The 17,152-nt window shown below is 44.2% G+C and carries 17 protein-coding genes; 11 read left to right on the top strand and 6 right to left on the bottom strand.

All coding sequences use genetic code 11. The features are described 5' to 3' along the window. Positions 1-107 precede the first annotated feature (107 nt). The 4 genes from ACWQ4X_RS15960 (at position 108) to holA (ending at position 4,945) form a co-directional block, all read left to right on the top strand. Positions 108-464, top strand: a complete 357-nt coding sequence (locus ACWQ4X_RS15960) for a DUF4124 domain-containing protein (protein WP_457904300.1) — start codon at positions 108-110, stop codon at positions 462-464. 178 nt (positions 465-642) lie between these two features. Next, a complete protein-coding gene (gene leuS, locus ACWQ4X_RS15955) occupies positions 643-3,264 on the top strand; it encodes a leucine--tRNA ligase (RefSeq protein ID WP_457904299.1) in 2,622 nt (873 codons plus the stop codon). 161 nt (positions 3,265-3,425) lie between these two features. Then, a complete protein-coding gene (locus ACWQ4X_RS15950) occupies positions 3,426-3,950 on the top strand; it encodes an LPS-assembly lipoprotein LptE (protein ID WP_100242000.1) in 525 nt (174 codons plus the stop codon). 5 nt (positions 3,951-3,955) lie between these two features. Further along, positions 3,956-4,945: a DNA polymerase III subunit delta gene (gene holA, locus ACWQ4X_RS15945; RefSeq protein ID WP_457904298.1), complete on the top strand. Its 990-nt coding sequence runs from the start codon at positions 3,956-3,958 to the stop codon at positions 4,943-4,945. A gap of 17 nt (positions 4,946-4,962) precedes the next feature. On the opposite strand, the gene ACWQ4X_RS15940 is transcribed toward holA, so the two are convergent. Beyond that, positions 4,963-5,412 carry a bacteriohemerythrin gene (locus ACWQ4X_RS15940; RefSeq protein WP_100241998.1) on the bottom strand — a complete coding sequence of 150 codons (450 nt, stop codon included), beginning with the start codon at positions 5,410-5,412 and terminating at the stop codon, positions 4,963-4,965. Positions 5,413-5,783: 371 nt separating this feature from the next. On the opposite strand from ACWQ4X_RS15940, the gene ACWQ4X_RS15935 reads away from it, so the two are divergent. Genes ACWQ4X_RS15935 through ACWQ4X_RS15925 form a run of 3 tightly spaced genes read left to right on the top strand, consistent with a single transcriptional unit; the run spans position 5,784 to position 10,525 of the window. Beyond that, positions 5,784-7,115: a MacA family efflux pump subunit gene (locus ACWQ4X_RS15935; RefSeq protein ID WP_457904297.1), complete on the top strand. Its 1,332-nt coding sequence runs from the start codon at positions 5,784-5,786 to the stop codon at positions 7,113-7,115. Positions 7,116-7,117: 2 nt separating this feature from the next. Continuing rightward, positions 7,118-9,109, top strand: a complete 1,992-nt coding sequence (locus ACWQ4X_RS15930; protein ID WP_457904296.1) for a MacB family efflux pump subunit — start codon at positions 7,118-7,120, stop codon at positions 9,107-9,109. A 21-nt stretch (positions 9,110-9,130) separates the two neighbouring features. Further along, entirely contained in the window at positions 9,131-10,525 is a 1,395-nt protein-coding gene (locus ACWQ4X_RS15925) for an efflux transporter outer membrane subunit (RefSeq protein ID WP_457904302.1), read from the top strand. Between the two features lie 64 nt (positions 10,526-10,589). Here the strand turns inward: ACWQ4X_RS15925 and ACWQ4X_RS15920 are convergent, their stop codons facing one another. The 3 genes from ACWQ4X_RS15920 to orn all read right to left on the bottom strand — a co-directional run bounded on the left by ACWQ4X_RS15920 (position 10,590) and on the right by orn (position 13,024). Next, positions 10,590-11,393 (bottom strand): enoyl-ACP reductase FabI, encoded by an 804-nt coding sequence (locus ACWQ4X_RS15920; RefSeq protein WP_457904295.1) that lies wholly within the window; start codon positions 11,391-11,393, stop codon positions 10,590-10,592. 163 nt (positions 11,394-11,556) lie between these two features. Then, positions 11,557-12,291 carry a Bax inhibitor-1/YccA family protein gene (locus ACWQ4X_RS15915; RefSeq protein ID WP_100241993.1) on the bottom strand — a complete coding sequence of 245 codons (735 nt, stop codon included), beginning with the start codon at positions 12,289-12,291 and terminating at the stop codon, positions 11,557-11,559. A gap of 175 nt (positions 12,292-12,466) precedes the next feature. Then, complete coding sequence (gene orn, locus ACWQ4X_RS15910) at positions 12,467-13,024, bottom strand: oligoribonuclease (protein WP_142767768.1); 558 nt, start codon at positions 13,022-13,024, stop codon at positions 12,467-12,469. A 124-nt stretch (positions 13,025-13,148) separates the two neighbouring features. Between orn and rsgA the strand changes: the two genes are divergently transcribed. The 4 genes from rsgA to secB all read left to right on the top strand — a co-directional run bounded on the left by rsgA (position 13,149) and on the right by secB (position 15,485). Beyond that, positions 13,149-14,213 carry a small ribosomal subunit biogenesis GTPase RsgA gene (rsgA, locus tag ACWQ4X_RS15905; protein WP_457904294.1) on the top strand — a complete coding sequence of 355 codons (1,065 nt, stop codon included), beginning with the start codon at positions 13,149-13,151 and terminating at the stop codon, positions 14,211-14,213. Between the two features lie 93 nt (positions 14,214-14,306). Next, positions 14,307-14,714, top strand: a complete 408-nt coding sequence (locus tag ACWQ4X_RS15900) for a rhodanese-like domain-containing protein (protein ID WP_100241990.1) — start codon at positions 14,307-14,309, stop codon at positions 14,712-14,714. Between the two features lie 18 nt (positions 14,715-14,732). Then, positions 14,733-14,987, top strand: a complete 255-nt coding sequence (gene grxC, locus ACWQ4X_RS15895) for a glutaredoxin 3 (RefSeq protein WP_100241989.1) — start codon at positions 14,733-14,735, stop codon at positions 14,985-14,987. A 39-nt stretch (positions 14,988-15,026) separates the two neighbouring features. Next, a complete protein-coding gene (secB, locus tag ACWQ4X_RS15890; protein WP_100241988.1) occupies positions 15,027-15,485 on the top strand; it encodes a protein-export chaperone SecB in 459 nt (152 codons plus the stop codon). Positions 15,486-15,539: 54 nt separating this feature from the next. On the opposite strand, the gene ACWQ4X_RS15885 is transcribed toward secB, so the two are convergent. Both ACWQ4X_RS15885 and ACWQ4X_RS15880 read right to left on the bottom strand, forming a co-directional pair. Then, a complete protein-coding gene (locus tag ACWQ4X_RS15885; RefSeq protein WP_457904293.1) occupies positions 15,540-16,154 on the bottom strand; it encodes an alpha-ketoglutarate-dependent dioxygenase AlkB family protein in 615 nt (204 codons plus the stop codon). A 1-nt stretch (position 16,155) separates the two neighbouring features. After that, positions 16,156-17,010: a bifunctional transcriptional activator/DNA repair enzyme AdaA gene (locus tag ACWQ4X_RS15880; RefSeq protein ID WP_457904292.1), complete on the bottom strand. Its 855-nt coding sequence runs from the start codon at positions 17,008-17,010 to the stop codon at positions 16,156-16,158. Positions 17,011-17,152 lie beyond the last annotated feature (142 nt).

Here is a 17,152-nt window from a genome sequence, read left to right as displayed (position 1 = left end):
ACTATTTTGAACAATCCCTATTCCATTCAAAAATCTCTAAATTGACAATTTGACCAATTTATAGCCCCCCCCCTTTTAATCTTAGAAATAAAAATAGGACAACACACATGTCTCTTCCATTTCATCTGATTAGTCGTATCACGCTTGCTTGTGCCTTAATCGGCTCTAGTGCAACACTTTGGGCCAAAGATTATTACAAATGGGTGGATGCCAATGGCTCGACCCATTACACCACCACACCGCCCCCAAAAAGTGTACAAAAAAAGGGCAAAGTGCAGACCTATGGTTGGAACAATTCTGCATCGACTACAAGTCGTAGTCCTCAAACACCTGCTGAAAACCAAACCAATACGACAGTCAACACCTCAGCTCCAGATACAGCATCAAGATCAGTTCAAGCCATGCCAGCAGATACGACAAAGCCTGTTGCAAAATCGCCAGTAGATTCAGCTACAGCCCAATGACCAACAGACCTGAAAAAAGCACAATAAAAGCCAGAAAAAATGAAACCCTCATTTTCCTGCTCTTTAAACTGAAATAGTTTAATTTTTCTTACGCTTCAGCAGCTGCAAAATTCACATTTAGGTGCATTTTGCGCTATGCTGTGCAGCAAACTTTTAACCGTTGTTCCTTAATACGTTTATGACTACTCATATTGACCCTGAATATCAAGCTAGTGCGATTGAACCCACCGTCCAACAAGACTGGGAAAATCGTAAAGTCTTTAAAGTTGCCGACACTGTAGAAGGTCCTCGTCGTTACATTCTGTCGATGTTCCCTTACCCAAGTGGCAAGCTGCATATGGGTCATGTGCGTAACTATACGATTGGCGACGTAATCAGCCGTTTCCACCGTTTAAAAGGTGAAACTGTATTACAACCAATGGGTTGGGATGCGTTTGGCTTACCTGCGGAAAACGCGGCAATTGCACACCAAGTTGCTCCAGCAAAATGGACCTTTGAAAACATCGCTTATATGCGTGACCAGTTGAAAAAACTTGGTCTGTCTATTGACTGGGATCGTGAATTTGCAACCTGTACGCCTGAGTATTACCACTGGGAACAATGGCTATTTGTACAGCTTTATAAAAAAGGTCTGATTTACCGTAAACTTTCTACCGTGAATTGGGATCCTGTGGATCAAACCGTTTTAGCCAATGAACAAGTAGAAAATGGTCGTGGCTGGCGTTCAGGTGCATTGGTCGAAAAACGAGATATTCCAATGTACTACTTCCGCATTACCGATTATGCGCAAGAATTGTTGGATGATCTTGATTCACTCAAAGACGGCTGGCCACAACAAGTCTTGACCATGCAACGCAACTGGATTGGTCGCTCGACGGGCATGGAAATTACCTTCCCTTCTGTGAACACTGAAATCTATGCAGATGGTTTAACCGTTTATACCACGCGTGCTGATACCTTGATGGGTGTGACTTATGTTGCTGTGGCAGCAGAACATCCAATGGCACTGAAAGCTGCGGAGAACAATCCTGAACTTGCTGCATTTATTGAAGAATGCCGTATGGGTTCAGTGGCAGAAGCTGACCTTGCGACTGCCGAAAAGAAAGGTATGGCAACTGGCTTGTCTGTGAAGCATCCTGTGACTGGCGAAGCAGTGCCAGTGTGGATTGCCAACTATGTGTTGATGTCGTACGGTTCTGGCGCAGTCATGGCAGTTCCTGCACATGATGAACGTGATTTCGAATTTGCGAATAAATTCAATTTACCAATCAAGCAAGTCATTGATGCCAAAGGCGCTGAAGATGCAGATTACTCTGCGACTGAATGGCAAGAATGGTACGGCTCTAAAGAAGGTAAATTGGTGAACTCTGGTGAGTTTGACGGTTTAGACTTCCAAGCCGCTTTTGATGCTTTCCTTGCAAAATTAGAACCACAAACATTAGCCAATTCCAAAGTTCAATTCCGTTTGCGTGACTGGGGTGTTTCTCGTCAGCGTTATTGGGGTTGTCCAATTCCAATGATCAACTGTGACACTTGTGGTCAAGTGACTGTTCCAGAAGATCAATTGCCAGTGGTGTTACCAACTGATGTAGTTCCAGATGGTTCAGGCAACCCATTGAACAAGATGCCAGAGTTCTATGAAACTAAGTGTCCTTGCTGTGGTGGCGATGCGCGTCGTGAAACAGATACTTTAGATACCTTCGTAGAATCTTCTTGGTACTATGCGCGTTATGCCTCTCCAGACTTTACTGGTGGCATGGTTAAACCTGAAGCAGCACAATCTTGGTTGCCAGTGAACCAGTACATTGGTGGTGTTGAACACGCAATTCTGCATTTATTATATGCACGTTTCTTCCATAAATTGATGCGTGATGAAGGTGTCGTTCAAGGTAACGAACCATTTACCAACTTGTTGACTCAAGGCATGGTCTTAGCGGATACCTTCTATCGTGAAGCGGAAAACGGCAAGAAAACTTGGTTTAATCCAGCAGATATCGAATTAGAACGTGACGAAAAAGGTCGTATTCTTTCTGCGAAATATTCAGGCGACGGTCAAGAAGTGGTGATTGGCGGACAAGAAAAAATGTCCAAGTCGAAAAACAACGGTATCGACCCACAAGCCATTATTGATCAATACGGCGCAGATACTGCACGTGTCTTCATGATGTTTGCTGCACCACCAGATCAATCATTAGAATGGTCTGATGCTGGTGTTGAAGGTGCAAACCGCTTCTTGAAACGTGTTTGGCGTTTAGCGACTGGTTTCCTTGAAAAAGGTAATGCAGCAACTGCAATTGATACCGCAAACCTGTCTAAAGATGCGCAAGACTTACGTCGTAAAACCCATGAAACCATTCAAAAAGTGGGTGATGACATTGAACGTCGTCATGCATTCAACACGGCAATCGCAGCATTGATGGAATTGCTGAATGCCAGCAACAAGTTTGAAGCGAAAGATGATAATGATGTCGCTGTTGCACGTGAAGCAATTACGACGTTGTTGACCTTACTTGCTCCATTCGCACCGCACTTGAGTCAGACTTTATTGACTCAATTCGGCATTGAACTGACACAAACTTTGTTCCCTGTAGTGGATGAGTCGGCATTAACGCGTAATACCCAAACCATCGTGGTGCAAATCAATGGTAAATTGCGTGGCAAGTTAGAAGTGTCAGTGGATACATCAAAAGATGAATTACTGGCGCTGGCGAAAGCCTTACCAGAAGTTCAACAATTCTTGACGGGTCCAACCAAGAAAGAAATTGTAGTACCAAATAAATTGGTTAACTTGGTGGTTTAAAAGCTTTATCAGTCTCCCTTTTCAAAGGGAGGGGACTCAATGCAATAAACAAAAACCCACGCAAAGCCCGTTTTCATTTAACGGGCTTTGCTACTAAACTCATATACGTTTGAAATTATTTTGTATCACACTGCAAAGTCAGCATTTACAGAGGAAAATACATGCATTTAGGCAAGCGTTTCGCAACTATTATTTTAACTTGCGGTCTAGGTGCAGGTTTAGTGGGCTGTGGCTTCCATCTCAAAGGCACACAACCTTCTGCCACTCCTGTAGCATATGCACAAATGAGTTTGTCTTTGCCCAAAGATACTGAAGAGTTAGAAGAAAAATTATCGATTTATTTAGGTGCAGCAGGCGTACAACTCAGTAATAGCCCGAATGCCTACCGTTTACATGTCTATAGTTACACCCCTGTACGTCAAGAATTACGCGGCAAGTTGATTGAAACTTTACTCCGCTTGAACGTCACTTTCCGTATTGAAGATGCCCAAGGTAATCCTGTGACTGAAATGCGTACCGTGACCGCTTCGCGCAGCTATCAATACAACTTGGCAACGGTGAACACCGATGATCAAGAAGAAAAATTCTTAAAAGAAGTCCTGATTGATGATGTGGCGCAACAAATTGTGCGTCAGATTTCATCGAATCGTTTACCTAAAGTCACGAACAGCACCACTCAACCGTAATTGTTATGAAACTCGACTATTTGCAGGCCCTGAAACGCATTCCTGAAGCACGTGGTGCATGGGTACTGCATGGTCAAGAACCCCTACTCGAACAAAATCTGCTGGATGCCTTTCGCAAAAGCTGGCAAGAACAAAACATTGAACGCCAGCGCTTTGACATGTCGAATGTCAACGACTGGAAAACCGTGTTCAATGCCCTCAACAGCTTGTCGTTATTTTCTACGCAACTTGCGATTGAAGTGCATGGCAACATTAAGCCCGATGCGAATGGCATTAAATTACTGACCCAATATCTGCAACACAATGAACATAACTTGTTGTTGATTGTGATGCCGAAGCAGGACAGCAGCAGCTTAAAGTCAGGCTTCTTTAAAGTGATTGATGCCAATGGCGTCAATGTCTCCCTGACTGCGAATTACCCGCAAGATCGACAACGGATTCTAGCAGTTGAAGCGGAAAAGCTGGGCATTCAACTGGCGAATAATGCATGGCAATGGTTGGAGCAGCATCACGAACACAACTTGCTTGCAGCAAAAAATAGCTTGATGCGGGTGCGGGATACCTTCCCCGATTTAGCCCAGATTGGCATCGAGCAACTGCTTGCCTGTTTACAAGATCAGTCGCGTTACAGCACCTTTGATTTAAGCGATGCCTTGCTCGAAGGGAACTTTGCCCAAGCGGTCAAGATTTACCAATATTTACTGGCGTCAGGTGAACCGATGAGCTTGTTGCTGTGGAGTATCAGCAAGGAAATGCGTCTGTTGATGCAACTGTTTGAGCAGCCGCAAAATGCCTTGCAGCTGGGTATTTGGAAAACCAAAGTCAGTCTATATCAACAGGCTTTACGCCGCCTTCACCCCAAGCAATTTCTAAGCTGGCCTGCACTTTTGCTCCGAATCGATGCATCGATTAAAGGCTTAAGTGAAGAAAACCCTGAACACTTGATTCTGCAAGCGATTGGCATGCTCTGTAGTAAAAATTTGTTTTTAAATTAACAGCCCAGCCTACACATCTAACGAAAGAAGCGTGCAAACCAGCTTTTGCCTTTTTTCTGCTCCTGAGCACGTAAATAGTGCAACATATTGTCTCGTACAGCATCGACATAATCCTGATCGTCATGCTGAATATGGTTCACTAACCACTTCGACAATAAACGATGTAAATCATGTTCAACCGCTTCCCCTTGGGCAAAGCGCTGGCGACAATCATTCAATCGTTTCACAAACAATTCATGAATGCCTCGGTGCGAGGGTAAATATTGATAATTCACTTGTTCCAGCAAGTTTTCCTCAAAACTAAAATGCGATTGGGTGTAGTCAATCAAGTCATCTAACACCTCTTTAATTTGATTGCGCTGCCCACTCATTCGGATCTGATCCAGCGTATTGATATATTCCAAAATTTGTCGATGTTGATTGTCAATCACCTCAATCCCAATATTAAATTTTTCACTCCACTCCATGATTTCCCTCACATTATTTTCATTAAGTTATTTTTTATTACAGCAACCCATGTGGGTTTTATTTTAAACAAATAAACCCATACTTTTTTTATGGAATTAAATACTAGCTGCTTTTAAAATTTAAATCTAGAGAAAAATAAAGGGGAAATTACCCAGTTTTGAGCATCTATTGATGCCTATAAAGAACGAACAAAAACTCTCTTTTTAAAAATCGTGATGTGACTCATCTGATGTTTTCAACCGCCTTTGCAGAATCTTGCATCAGAATCATCGAAACAAATAATAATCATTTCTATTTATGTAAAAAATTCACGATTTATCCGTATTTCACTTCTATACTAGCCATGATTATTTTTTACTCCCTGACTCCTATGCAAAAAATAAAATCCTTTAAAATTATTATCGCCCTGCTGTGTATTGCGCTGCTTGCTTTTTTAGCTTGGCATTATTTAAAACCGAAACAAGAACAGCCCCAATACATCACGGAAAGCGTGACGCGTGGTGATCTGGAAAATACCGTTTTGGCGACAGGGACTTTGGATGCGACTAAGCTGATTAGTGTCGGTGCACAGGTGTCAGGTCAGGTACAAAAAATGTATGTGCAACTGGGTGATGAAGTCAAACAAGGGCAACTGATTGCGCAAATTGATTCCACCACGCAGGAAAACAGCCTCAAAACTGCTGAAGCCAATATTAAGAACTTAGAGGCACAGCGCTTACAACAAGAAGCCAGCTTAAATGAAGCACAATTGGCGTATAAACGTCAGCAACAAATGTTTGCCCAAGATGCCACCTCTAAAGCCGAACTTGAGTCTGCCGAAGCCACGTTTAAAACGGCTCAAGCACAAGTGAAAGCCATTGATGCACAGATTGAATCTGCAAAAGTAACTAAATCGACCGCGCAAACCAATATCGGCTACACCCGCATTGTGGCACCAACCGATGGTACTGTGGTGGCAATTGTGACTGAAGAAGGTCAAACGGTGAACGCCAATCAAAGTACCCCAACCATTGTCAAAATTGCCAAACTACAAAACATGACCATCAAAGCACAGGTCAGTGAAGCCGACATCATGAAAGTGGAAAAAGGACAACAAGTCTATTTCACCACGTTGGGGGATGACAATAAGCGTTATGCCAGCCTGCGCCAAATTGAACCTGCACCAGATTCGATTACCGACGATGACTCGAGTACCGATTCAAGTACAGCGATTTACTACAATGCCTTATTTGATGTTCCAAACCATGATGGCAAACTCCGCATTGATATGACCGCGCAAGTGTATATCGTGCTGGATTCTGTAGAAAATGCGCTATTACTGCCATCTTCAGCAATTTCAACACGTCCAGCGAATAGCAAAAAAACCAACTCTACTCAGGCAAAAGCGGCGTCTTCAGCGGAAAACAAACCTGATGCAGATCAACCGCAAGGACCTAAACCTGAACGCTTGAACTTGAATGCCAGTCAACAACAATTGCTAAAAGATGGCAAAGCAACCTTGAGCATGGTTCGTGTTCTACAAGCAGACGGTACCGCACAACCCAAACAAGTCTTGATCGGCATTAATAACCGCGTCAATGCACAGGTTTTGGCAGGTTTGAAAGAAGGCGATCAAGTGGTGATTGCAGACAGCTCGGATACTGCTGCAGCGACAGCCAATAGCGGAAATAAACGTCGTAATGGTCCACCAATGGGAATGTAAGCATGACAAAAAAAGCCTTGCTTGAAGTCAGCAATTTGGTGCGAGAGTTCCCTGCTGGTGAAAGCACTGTTCAAATTCTCAAAGGCATTGATCTGACCATTTATGAAGGTGAACTGGTGGCCATTGTCGGGCAATCAGGTTCGGGTAAATCCACCTTAATGAATATTCTGGGATGTCTGGATCGTCCAACTTCAGGCAGCTATCTGGTTAATGGCAGAGAAACAGGACAGTTAGAACCTGATCAACTGGCAGAACTACGCCGCGAATATTTTGGCTTTATTTTCCAGCGCTATCATTTGCTGGGGGATTTAACCGCTGAAGGCAATGTGGAAGTCCCTGCCATTTATGCAGGCACCACGCCTTATGCACGCAAGCAACGCGCCACTGCCTTATTGACCGAATTAGGTCTAGGCAATAAAACCCAGAACCGTCCGAGCCAGCTCTCAGGTGGTCAGCAACAGCGGGTATCGATTGCACGTGCATTGATGAATGGCGGTGACGTAATTCTTGCCGATGAACCCACAGGGGCATTGGACTCGCATAGCGGGGTTGAAGTGATGCGGATTCTGCGGGAACTCAATGCCGCAGGACATACCATCATTTTGGTGACGCATGATATGCAGGTGGCGAAGAATGCCAGCCGTATTATCGAAATCAGTGATGGACAGATTATTGCCGATCGGGTCAATCAGCCAGAACATGACACTGAACTGCACAATGACCCTGATGCTGAAACGGCGATTTCAGCGCAGCAAGAAAAAAATAAAAGTGTGTCTGCATGGCGTTCCCTTCTGGATCGCCTTGGTGAAGCCTTCCGGATGGCACTACTGTCGATGAATGCCCATCGTATGCGAACCTTTTTGACCATGCTCGGGATCATTATCGGGATTGCATCGGTGGTGACTGTGGTTGCTTTAGGCAATGGCTCACAAAAGCAGATTTTGAGTAATATTAGCAGCTTGGGCACCAATACCATTACCGTCTTCCAAGGTCGTGGTTTTGGTGATAACTCCAAAACGGCCAATTTTAAAACCTTGGTCCCGAGTGATGCGGAGGCGCTTGCCACGCAACCTTATGTCAGTGCCGTCAGCCCGATGGTGAGTTCATCGAAAACCATTCGCTATCAACAAAATGAAGCCAGTGCCACCATCAATGGTGTCGGGAATGACTATTTCACAGTCAAAGGTCTGACCTTTAAAAATGGACAAACCTTTGACCAACGCAGTGTCCGTGACCGCACTCAGGATGTAGTGATTGATACCAACACCCAAAAGCAATTTTTTAGTGATGGTTCTAATCCGATTGGACAAGTGATCTTACTTGGCAGTGTGCCTGGACGCATCATCGGGATTGTGGAACCACAAAACAGTGCCATGGGTTCGGATGATACGCTGAATGTGTATATGCCTTATACCACGGTCATGAGCCGCATGTTGGGGCAAAGCAATGTGCGGAATATCATCGTACAGATTAATGACCAATACTCGACCAGTGCGGCTGAGAATGCAATTGTCAATTTGCTGACCCTACGTCATGGTCAGCAAGATGTGTTTACCATGAACAGTGACAGTATTCGTCAAACCATCGAAAAGACCACCAGCACCATGACCCTGTTGGTTTCTGCTATTGCGGTGATTTCATTGGTCGTTGGCGGTATCGGGGTGATGAATATCATGCTGGTATCAGTCACCGAACGAACTCAAGAGATTGGAGTACGTATGGCGGTTGGCGCGCGTCAAAGTGACATTCTGCAACAATTTCTGATTGAAGCCATTTTAGTTTGCCTAATTGGTGGGATCTTGGGTGTCCTACTCTCGCTCGGTTTAGGTCAAATCATTCAGAAATTTGCGGGTGGCAATTTTGGCATCGCCTACTCCACCACTTCAATTATTGCCGCATTTGTCTGCTCGACCTTAATTGGTGTCGTGTTTGGATTTTTACCTGCAAAGAATGCAGCCAAGCTCGACCCTGTTGCAGCACTTGCCAGAGAATAAGGACAAATTATGTATTTTTCATTGACGCGTCTGTGTACGGCAATGCTACTTGGTAGTACTTTGGTAGGTTGTGCCGCGGTGGTTAAAACCCCTTATCAAGCACCCGTGGTACAAACGCCAGCCCAGTTTCAATATGATCGTGCAACGGCACAACAACGCCAACAAGCCATCTATGCAGATCAATGGTGGACTTTATTTGGGGATGCTCAACTCAATCAACTGATTGATGCTGTACTGGCCAAAAATAGTGATTTGGCTGTGGCAGGCATGACCCTGAAACAAGCACGTTTACAGGCCGAATTAACCGCAAATCAGCAGAAACCACGTGTGAGCTCTACGGTTTCTGCAGGACATGATTTTGACCTGAATTCTGGCGAGGACAATTCTAGCGGCTTATCTTTGGGTGCTGGACTCAGTTATGAAATCGATTTATTTGGTAAATTGGCACGTCAAACCGAAGCCAAGAAATGGGAAGCACTGGCGACTGAACAAGATTTGCAAGCCACTGCGCAAAGCTTGATTGGCACCACGGCGAAACTGTATTGGCAATTGGCCTATTATAATGAAAGTCGTAGCACCGCACAGCAAAGCCTTGCCACTTCACAAAAACTCTATGATCTAGTCAAAGCACAATATCAGGCAGGCTCAGTTTCAGGTTTGGAATTGACCCAAGCCGAACAATCGGTACAAAGTCAAAAGGCGAGTCTGAGTCAAATTCAGCAAAGTCTGGTCGAAACCCGTACCGCGATTGCCGTCCTGTTGCATATGCCAGTGCAGCAACTGAATATTCAGGAACCACAGCGCTTGCCACAACTGGCGTTACCAAGCATTGCCGCAGGTTTACCCGCGGATATCTTATCGCGTCGTCCCGATTTGCAAGCTGCGGAATTGCGCCTGCGTGAAAGCCTAGCCACCAAGGATGCAACCACAGCAAGCTATTATCCATCGATTAGTTTGACGGGGAATTTAGGCAGTAGCAGTACCTCGTTGACTCAACTGCTTCGTAATCCCGCCTTAACCTTGGGTGCCAGTTTAAGCCTGCCCTTTTTGCAATATAACGACATGAAGAAGGATATTGCGATTAGCCAGTTAGACTATGAAAAAGCTATTGTGCAATATCGTCAAAGTCTGTACCAGGCTTTTGCCGATGTGGAAAATGCCTTGTCTTCACGCAGTGAACTGGATCAGCAGGTCAAATTACAACAGCGTAATTTAGAACTGGCAGAGAAAGCCGAGCGCCTGACCGATGTACGTTATCGTTATGGTGCCGTGGCCTTAAAGAATTTACTGGATCAACAGGAAACTACGCGTAGCGCACGTTTGACGCTAGTCAACACCAAACAAAGTCAATACAACGCCTATGTCACCCTGATGCAAGCTTTGGGCGGCAGCCCTATTCAGCAATTGCCTGAATAAATCTGAAATTTAAGTCATAAAAAAACGGCACTTGAAGTGCCGTTTTTGTTTATCACAACAGTGATCAGTCATCGCCCATCAAGTCAGGGCTCATACCTACGGTATTGAAGCCTGCATCAACATACATGATTTCACCGGTAATCCCGTTTGCCCATGGTGAGCAAAGGAACAACGCCGCATTACCCACATCTTCAATGGTTACATTACGTTTTAACGGTGCAATTTTTTCATTCGCGTCTAACATTTTACGGAATGATTTAATACCTGAAGCCGCCAAAGTACGGATTGGACCTGCTGAAATTGCATTCACACGAATACCATCTGCACCCAAGCTAGACGCCAAGTAGCGTACGCCTGCTTCCAAAGAGGCTTTTGCCATCCCCATCACGTTGTAGTTCGGCATAACACGCTCAGAACCTTGGTAAGTCAAGGTCAATAAACAGCCTTGACGCGCCAACAACAATGGTTTCGCAGCACGTGCCATCGCAACAAAGCTGTAAGCACTGATGTCATGTGCAATGCGGAAGCCTTCGCGATCTGTAACATCGGTAAAGTCGCCATCTAAAGTATGCGCAGGTGCAAAACCGATCGAGTGAACCACCCCATCTAGACCATCCCAGTGTTTCGCCAATTCTACGAAAGCTTGGTCAATTTCTGCATCCACAGCAACATCACAAGGAAACACCAATGTTGAACCAAATTGCGCAGCAAATTCATCAACACGTTTTTTGAGTTTCTCATTCGGATAAGTAAAGGCCAATTCCGCACCTTCACGATGCAAAGCTTGAGCAATACCAAATGCAATCGACAACTTACTTGCAATACCCGCAATCAGAAAGCGTTTTCCCGCTAGTAGTCCTTGTGACATGTGACTCTCACTTAAAATAATTTAGATGAATAATGCCAAGTCTGGCATCAGAACAAAATTGCAAAATGCGCCTTTTTTTCAGCAAATCACAGATTCATAACAATTCACCCTGCAAAAGCAGGGTGAAGTTGGATATGGCTGGATAAATCGCATCAAGCCGCCATCAATCATCGCCTTGAATCAGGCTTAATAAACGCATGAATGAGTAGTACATCCACACTAAAGTTGCCAATAAGGCAATGGCAGAGAGCCATTCCATGGACTTCGGTGCATGTTGCGCAGCACTGCTTTCAATCAGGTCAAAATCAAGAATCAGGTTTAACGAGGCAATGACTGCAACAAAAGCCGCAAAACCAATGCCTAACCAGTTGCTTTCAAAAATATACGGGACGCTCGAACCAAAAGCCAAACGCATCACCAATTGCACCACAAATACAATTGCAATCGCGATAGTGGCAGAGAGTACCACTGACTTAAACTTTTCAGTAGCACGCACAATTTGCAAGCGATATAAGGTAAACATGACCAAGGTGGTGACAAAAGTTGCCAATAATGCCTGTAACGGTACACCTGGAAATTTTAGTTGGAAAATAACCGATACCCCACCCAGAAATGCTCCTTCAAACAGTGCATAAGGAATGGCGAGCGTTTTCGCGGTATTCGGCTTAAAGGTGGTAATCAGTGCCAAAATAAAGCCACCGATCGCCCCGACAATTGCGGCACTATAGGCAATTGAAATATTTAGGCTGATAAAACTGTAAAAGAAAATGCCTAACCCGACCACCGCAGCAATGACAGTCAGTAACACCGACTTTTGAATCGCACCTTGAATGGTCATTGGCTGGCTGTAGTCAGCATAGACCTCTACACGATTGAGTATGGGATTATTACTTTGCATGATTAAACCCTTTGTTATAATTTAAAATGAATAAAAAATATAAAATTGTACTTTGCTTTAAACCAATAACTTAAAGCTGTACACCCTCGCAGTTGAGTGTCGAAAATATAACCGATAAATATGACAAACAAAAATAAAAATGGGGCCTTACACCCCATTTCTCGCCCATTTGATTTTAGTCTTTATTCATAATAAAGAAGTATTCACGGTAGTATTTCAGTTCCGCAATCGAATCACGAATGTCATCCATCGCCAAATGTGAGGCATTTTTCTTCAGACCACTCATGATTTCTGGACGCCAGCGTTTTGCCAACTCTTTTACTGAAGATACATCCAAGTTACGGTAATGGAAATATTGCTCAAGTTCAGGCATTAAACGATGCAAGAAACGGCGGTCCTGACAAATCGAATTGCCGCACATTGGTGAGCTTTTTGGATTGACCCACTTTTTCAGGAATTCAATGGTTTGCTGTTCCGCATCTTTGGCTGTCAATTTACTGCGACGTACACGTTCAATCAGACCTGACTGACCATGTTGGCGCGTGTTCCATTCATCCATTGCATTTAGGATTAAATCAGACTGATGCACAGCCAGCACAGGACCTTCCGCCAAAATATTTAAATGGTCATCTGTCACAATCGTTGCAACTTCAATAATTTGGTCGTTGTCGGTATCTAGACCTGTCATTTCAAGGTCAATCCAGATGAGGCGAGTATCAGGCGTGCTGCTCATAAATGTGCAATCTTATTGGCTATAAAAACATTTATAGTAGCAAATTAATGTCCTCAATGCTGTAACTCATCCCCCGCTTCATGCTATTTTTGCCATCTTCAATTCATGGTTTTTTAGGATATGAATGGCTTTAATTCGTAAACGTCGCTTAACTGAACAACAGCAGCGTCGTATTCAGAAACAGCAGAAAACACGTCAAGAAGAAATTGACACCTCAAATGATCTAGAAGGGTTGGTGGTTCAACACTACGGACGTCAACTTGAGGTGCAAGCCTTGTCTGTGCCAGACACGCATCCTGAAAAACCGAATGTGCAAGATGGTGAGCCTGAACCATTTTGGAAACCGATTGAATTGGGCAGTATTTGGCGCTGCCATACCCGTACCAATCTGGAATTACTGGTCACGGGCGATCGAGTGAAATGGCAAGCTGACCCGAATACAGGCCTCGGCATTATTACCGCCATTCATCCGCGTCGCTCCTTGCTGACCCGTCCTGACCGTTACCACAAAGTCAAACCAGTGGCAGCCAATATCAGCCTGATTGTGATTGTATTTGCACCCTTGCCCGAGCCTGCACCGACCTTGATTGACCGCTATTTGGTGGCGTGTGCCGATGCTGACATTCCTGCGTTATTGGTACTGAACAAGACCGATTTACTCAAAGAAAATGACCCGATTCTGGATATGCTCAAGGAATATCAAGATTTGGGGTATGAAGTGATGCAGTGCCAATCTCTGGGTGATGGCGATGTCAGTGCAATCGCCCAACGTCTCGAAGGTGAAACGGTGGCTTTTGTGGGTCAGTCTGGGGTGGGTAAAAGCTCGCTGATCAATACCATTGTTCCTGATGCGGCACAGAAAACCAACATCATTTCTGAAAACTCGGCATTGGGACAACATACCACGACGTCCACCCGTCTGATTCCCTTTGGTCAGGGCGCATCACTGATTGACTCACCAGGGATTCGTGAATTTGGTTTATGGCATCTGACCACTGAAAAAGTGCAACAGGGTTTTCCTGAAATTCAGAATCACTTGGGCTACTGCCAGTTCCGTAACTGTACCCATAAACATGAAAAACAGTGCGCACTGCGTTTGGCTGCCAGTGATGGTGAAATTTTGCCTCGTCGTTTAGACAGTTTTTTACGTTTAATGGATGAAATTGCTGAAGCACAGCAAAAAAATTAGACTTTCTGTCTGTCCTCCCCTTGAAGCGGTGATTTTGATCACCATATTTATGAGCTATACTCTAGGCAATTTTGAATTGTAATTAGGTGATTTGTGGAACGTTGGTTGGAATTTATGGGGAATCACCCCTTTTTATTTGGAACACTTGGGGCATTAGTGGTGTTGTTCTTCGTTCTTGAAGGACAGCGCAATGGTCGCAAAATCTCTCCACAATCTTTGGGTATTTTAGTGAAAGCAAAAAATGCCATGTTGATTGATTTACGTGATGCAAAAGACTTCCGTGAAGGTCATATCAGTGGCAGCCGTAACATTCCCTACAGCCAAATTGCAAGCCATGTCGAAGAGTTAAAAGCTGCGGATCGTCCATTGGTGTTTATTTGCAACCTTGGTCAAGTCGCAGGTTCAGCTTTGCAACAAGTCAGTCATGCTGATAGCTACCGTTTAGATGGCGGGATCAGCAACTGGAAAGCGCAAGGCTTACCTTTGGTAAAAGCCAAATAATTGCTTAAGGAGACTCTAATGACTGAAGTAACGATCTATTCTACAACTGTATGTCCTTACTGCGTTCGCGCAAAACAGCTTCTTGAGCGTAAAGGCGTTGAATACAAAGAAATTAATTTATCCAACGAAGCGCCTGAAGTTCGTGTAGAACTCATGCAACGTACCAACCACCGTACTGTTCCACAGATTTTTATTGGCGAACAATTTATTGGTGGGTTTGACCAGCTTTATGCTTTAGAGCGTGAGGGTAAACTCGACGGATTATTGGCTTAACCATAAAGCATAGTTCAAATTTATATTAAGGATTTAAGAATGAGCGAAGAACAACAAGTTCAACCACAATTGGCACTCGAACGTATTTATACCAAAGACATTTCTTTTGAAGTTCCTGGCGCGCACGTGTTCACCAAAGAATGGCAGCCAGAACTGAATATCAACCTTTCTTCTTCTGCGGAAAAAGTTGATCCAACCCATTTCGAAGTGTCTTTAAAAGTTGTTGTTCAAGCAAACAATGCTGGCGATACGGCATTTATCGTTGATGTAACGCAAGCAGGTATTTTCCTAGTTGATGGTGTTGAAGAAGAACGTCTTCCATACATTTTAGGCGCATACTGCCCGAACATTTTGTTCCCATTCTTACGTGAAGCGGTGAATGATATGGTCACTAAAGGCAGCTTCCCACAGTTATTGTTAACGCCAATCAACTTTGATGCTGAGTTCGAAGCGAATATGCAACGTGCTCAAGCTGCAATGGCTGAAGGTCAAGCTTAAATCCTCATCTTTTATGATGGATGAAAAAAGGCTGAATCATCGATTCAGCCTTTTTTATTGCGCTTCATTCATCCTTCTAAAAGTCAAATTTACCCTGATACCTTGTACTTTTTTACTCGGTGGCAAACGATGTAGCCAATAGGTTTGTGTCTGATCTTTCATCACCAATAAACTACCATGTGCCAGTAACAGCTCCACTTTTTCATGGGTTTGCTTATGCTTAAAAGCAAACTTGCGTTCTGCACCCAAACTTAATGAAGCAATTGCTGCATGTTGTTTTAATTCACGTTCGGCATCACTATGCCATGCCATTCCCTCTTCCCCTGAATGATATAGATTGAGTAAACAGGCATTAAAGGTTTCTCCCGTTTTCGCTTCGACCAAGGCTTTTAAAGCCAACAGTTCGGGCGTCCACAGCAAAGCCTGTTTGGTGGTTTTCGAGTAGGTATAGGAAAAGGCCTGATCGGCATACCATGCCACTTTGCGTTTGGTCACAATAATCTTGCCAAAAATTACCGCCAAATCATTTTGCCAAGCGATGCTTTCTAACAGTCGTTGTAAATAATGATCTGCCTCAGCAACCTCCATAATTTGACCGTAATAATGCACACAACCTTCATAAGGCAGTAAATTCTGTGTTGAATCAAATTCAACTGGAAATAAAGACATCTTAAGCCTCTTGCTCCTTTGCGTCGCTTTGCGCACTTTCCCAGCCAATCATGGCAGCCTTGCGGGTTGTACCCCAATGATAATTGCCCAATACGCCTGAGGCCTGAATCACCCGATGGCAGGGAATCAAAAATGCCACAGGATTATGGGCGACAGCCGTTCCCACCGCACGTGCCGCTTTCGGTTGATCAATCAGTGCCGCAACATCCGCATAACTCGCCAGTTGCCCAGCAGGAATTTTAAGCAAACTTTCCCAGACCTTTAATTGAAAAGCTGAACCCTTTAAATGCAATTTCACTTGCTCAATCGAATTGGGCTGTGCAGTCAACAATGCCAAGGCTCGTTGCTGCATGGCATCGTCTTGTTGTAGATATTCTGCATTGGGAAATTTGGCGCGCAACTCTTGTAAAGCAGGTTCATCTTGCTCAATAAAAGACAAGGCACATACGCCTTTTATGGTGGAAGCCACCAACACCCGACCAAATAAAGTCTCCGCAAATTGATAATGAATCTTTAGTCCTGCACCACCCTGCTTATACTCTGCGGGCGTCATGCCTTCAATCTGAATAAATAAGTCATGTAAGCGACTGCTGCTCGACAACCCCGTTTGCAAAGTCGTCTCTAATAAAGAGGCCGATTGCTCCGATCTTAAAATCGATTTGGCATGTTCCAAACTGATATATTGCAAAAATTTCTTGGGGCTGGTACCTGCCCATTCACTAAACAGACGCTGAAAATGAGCGGGACTTAAATGAATCTGCGCAGCGACTTCATCCAAAGTCGGCTGATGCTGAAAATGCTGCTGGATATACTCAATGGCTTGAGCAATCCGTTGATAATGTTGCTGCGAAGACATGCCCATTAATCCTTCAAGATTTCTGTTATTAATGTAGCAACTCTACACAAGGCTGGAAATCTGAATCATGCTCAATTGCAACCAAGATCTTATCCATCAGCCATAAAAAAACTGTACCTTTTCAGGGTACAGTTTTGGATAC

The organism is Acinetobacter sp. NigerLNRRAM0016, from assembly GCF_054112845.1.
Note: the sequence above shows the minus strand (reverse complement) of the source record. Positions and strands in the feature narration are given on the sequence as shown.

Bases quoted from the DNA above. Each gene is read 5' to 3' on its own strand.
- secB (WP_100241988.1), top strand. From the start codon at position 15,027: ATGAGCGAAGAACAACAAGTTCAACCACAATTGGCACTCGAACGTATT.
- ACWQ4X_RS15880 (WP_457904292.1), bottom strand. From the start codon at position 17,010: ATGTCTTCGCAGCAACATTATCAACGGATTGCTCAAGCCATTGAGTAT.
- ACWQ4X_RS15920 (WP_457904295.1), bottom strand. From the start codon at position 11,393: ATGTCACAAGGACTACTAGCGGGAAAACGCTTTCTGATTGCGGGTATT.
- ACWQ4X_RS15950 (WP_100242000.1), top strand. From the start codon at position 3,426: ATGCATTTAGGCAAGCGTTTCGCAACTATTATTTTAACTTGCGGTCTA.
- orn (WP_142767768.1), bottom strand. From the start codon at position 13,024: ATGAGCAGCACGCCTGATACTCGCCTCATCTGGATTGACCTTGAAATG.
- ACWQ4X_RS15885 (WP_457904293.1), bottom strand. From the start codon at position 16,154: ATGTCTTTATTTCCAGTTGAATTTGATTCAACACAGAATTTACTGCCT.
- rsgA (WP_457904294.1), top strand. From the start codon at position 13,149: ATGGCTTTAATTCGTAAACGTCGCTTAACTGAACAACAGCAGCGTCGT.
- ACWQ4X_RS15930 (WP_457904296.1), top strand. From the start codon at position 7,118: ATGACAAAAAAAGCCTTGCTTGAAGTCAGCAATTTGGTGCGAGAGTTC.
- ACWQ4X_RS15960 (WP_457904300.1), top strand. From the start codon at position 108: ATGTCTCTTCCATTTCATCTGATTAGTCGTATCACGCTTGCTTGTGCC.
- ACWQ4X_RS15935 (WP_457904297.1), top strand. From the start codon at position 5,784: ATGCAAAAAATAAAATCCTTTAAAATTATTATCGCCCTGCTGTGTATT.
- grxC (WP_100241989.1), top strand. From the start codon at position 14,733: ATGACTGAAGTAACGATCTATTCTACAACTGTATGTCCTTACTGCGTT.
- leuS (WP_457904299.1), top strand. From the start codon at position 643: ATGACTACTCATATTGACCCTGAATATCAAGCTAGTGCGATTGAACCC.
- ACWQ4X_RS15915 (WP_100241993.1), bottom strand. From the start codon at position 12,291: ATGCAAAGTAATAATCCCATACTCAATCGTGTAGAGGTCTATGCTGAC.
- ACWQ4X_RS15940 (WP_100241998.1), bottom strand. From the start codon at position 5,412: ATGGAGTGGAGTGAAAAATTTAATATTGGGATTGAGGTGATTGACAAT.
- holA (WP_457904298.1), top strand. From the start codon at position 3,956: ATGAAACTCGACTATTTGCAGGCCCTGAAACGCATTCCTGAAGCACGT.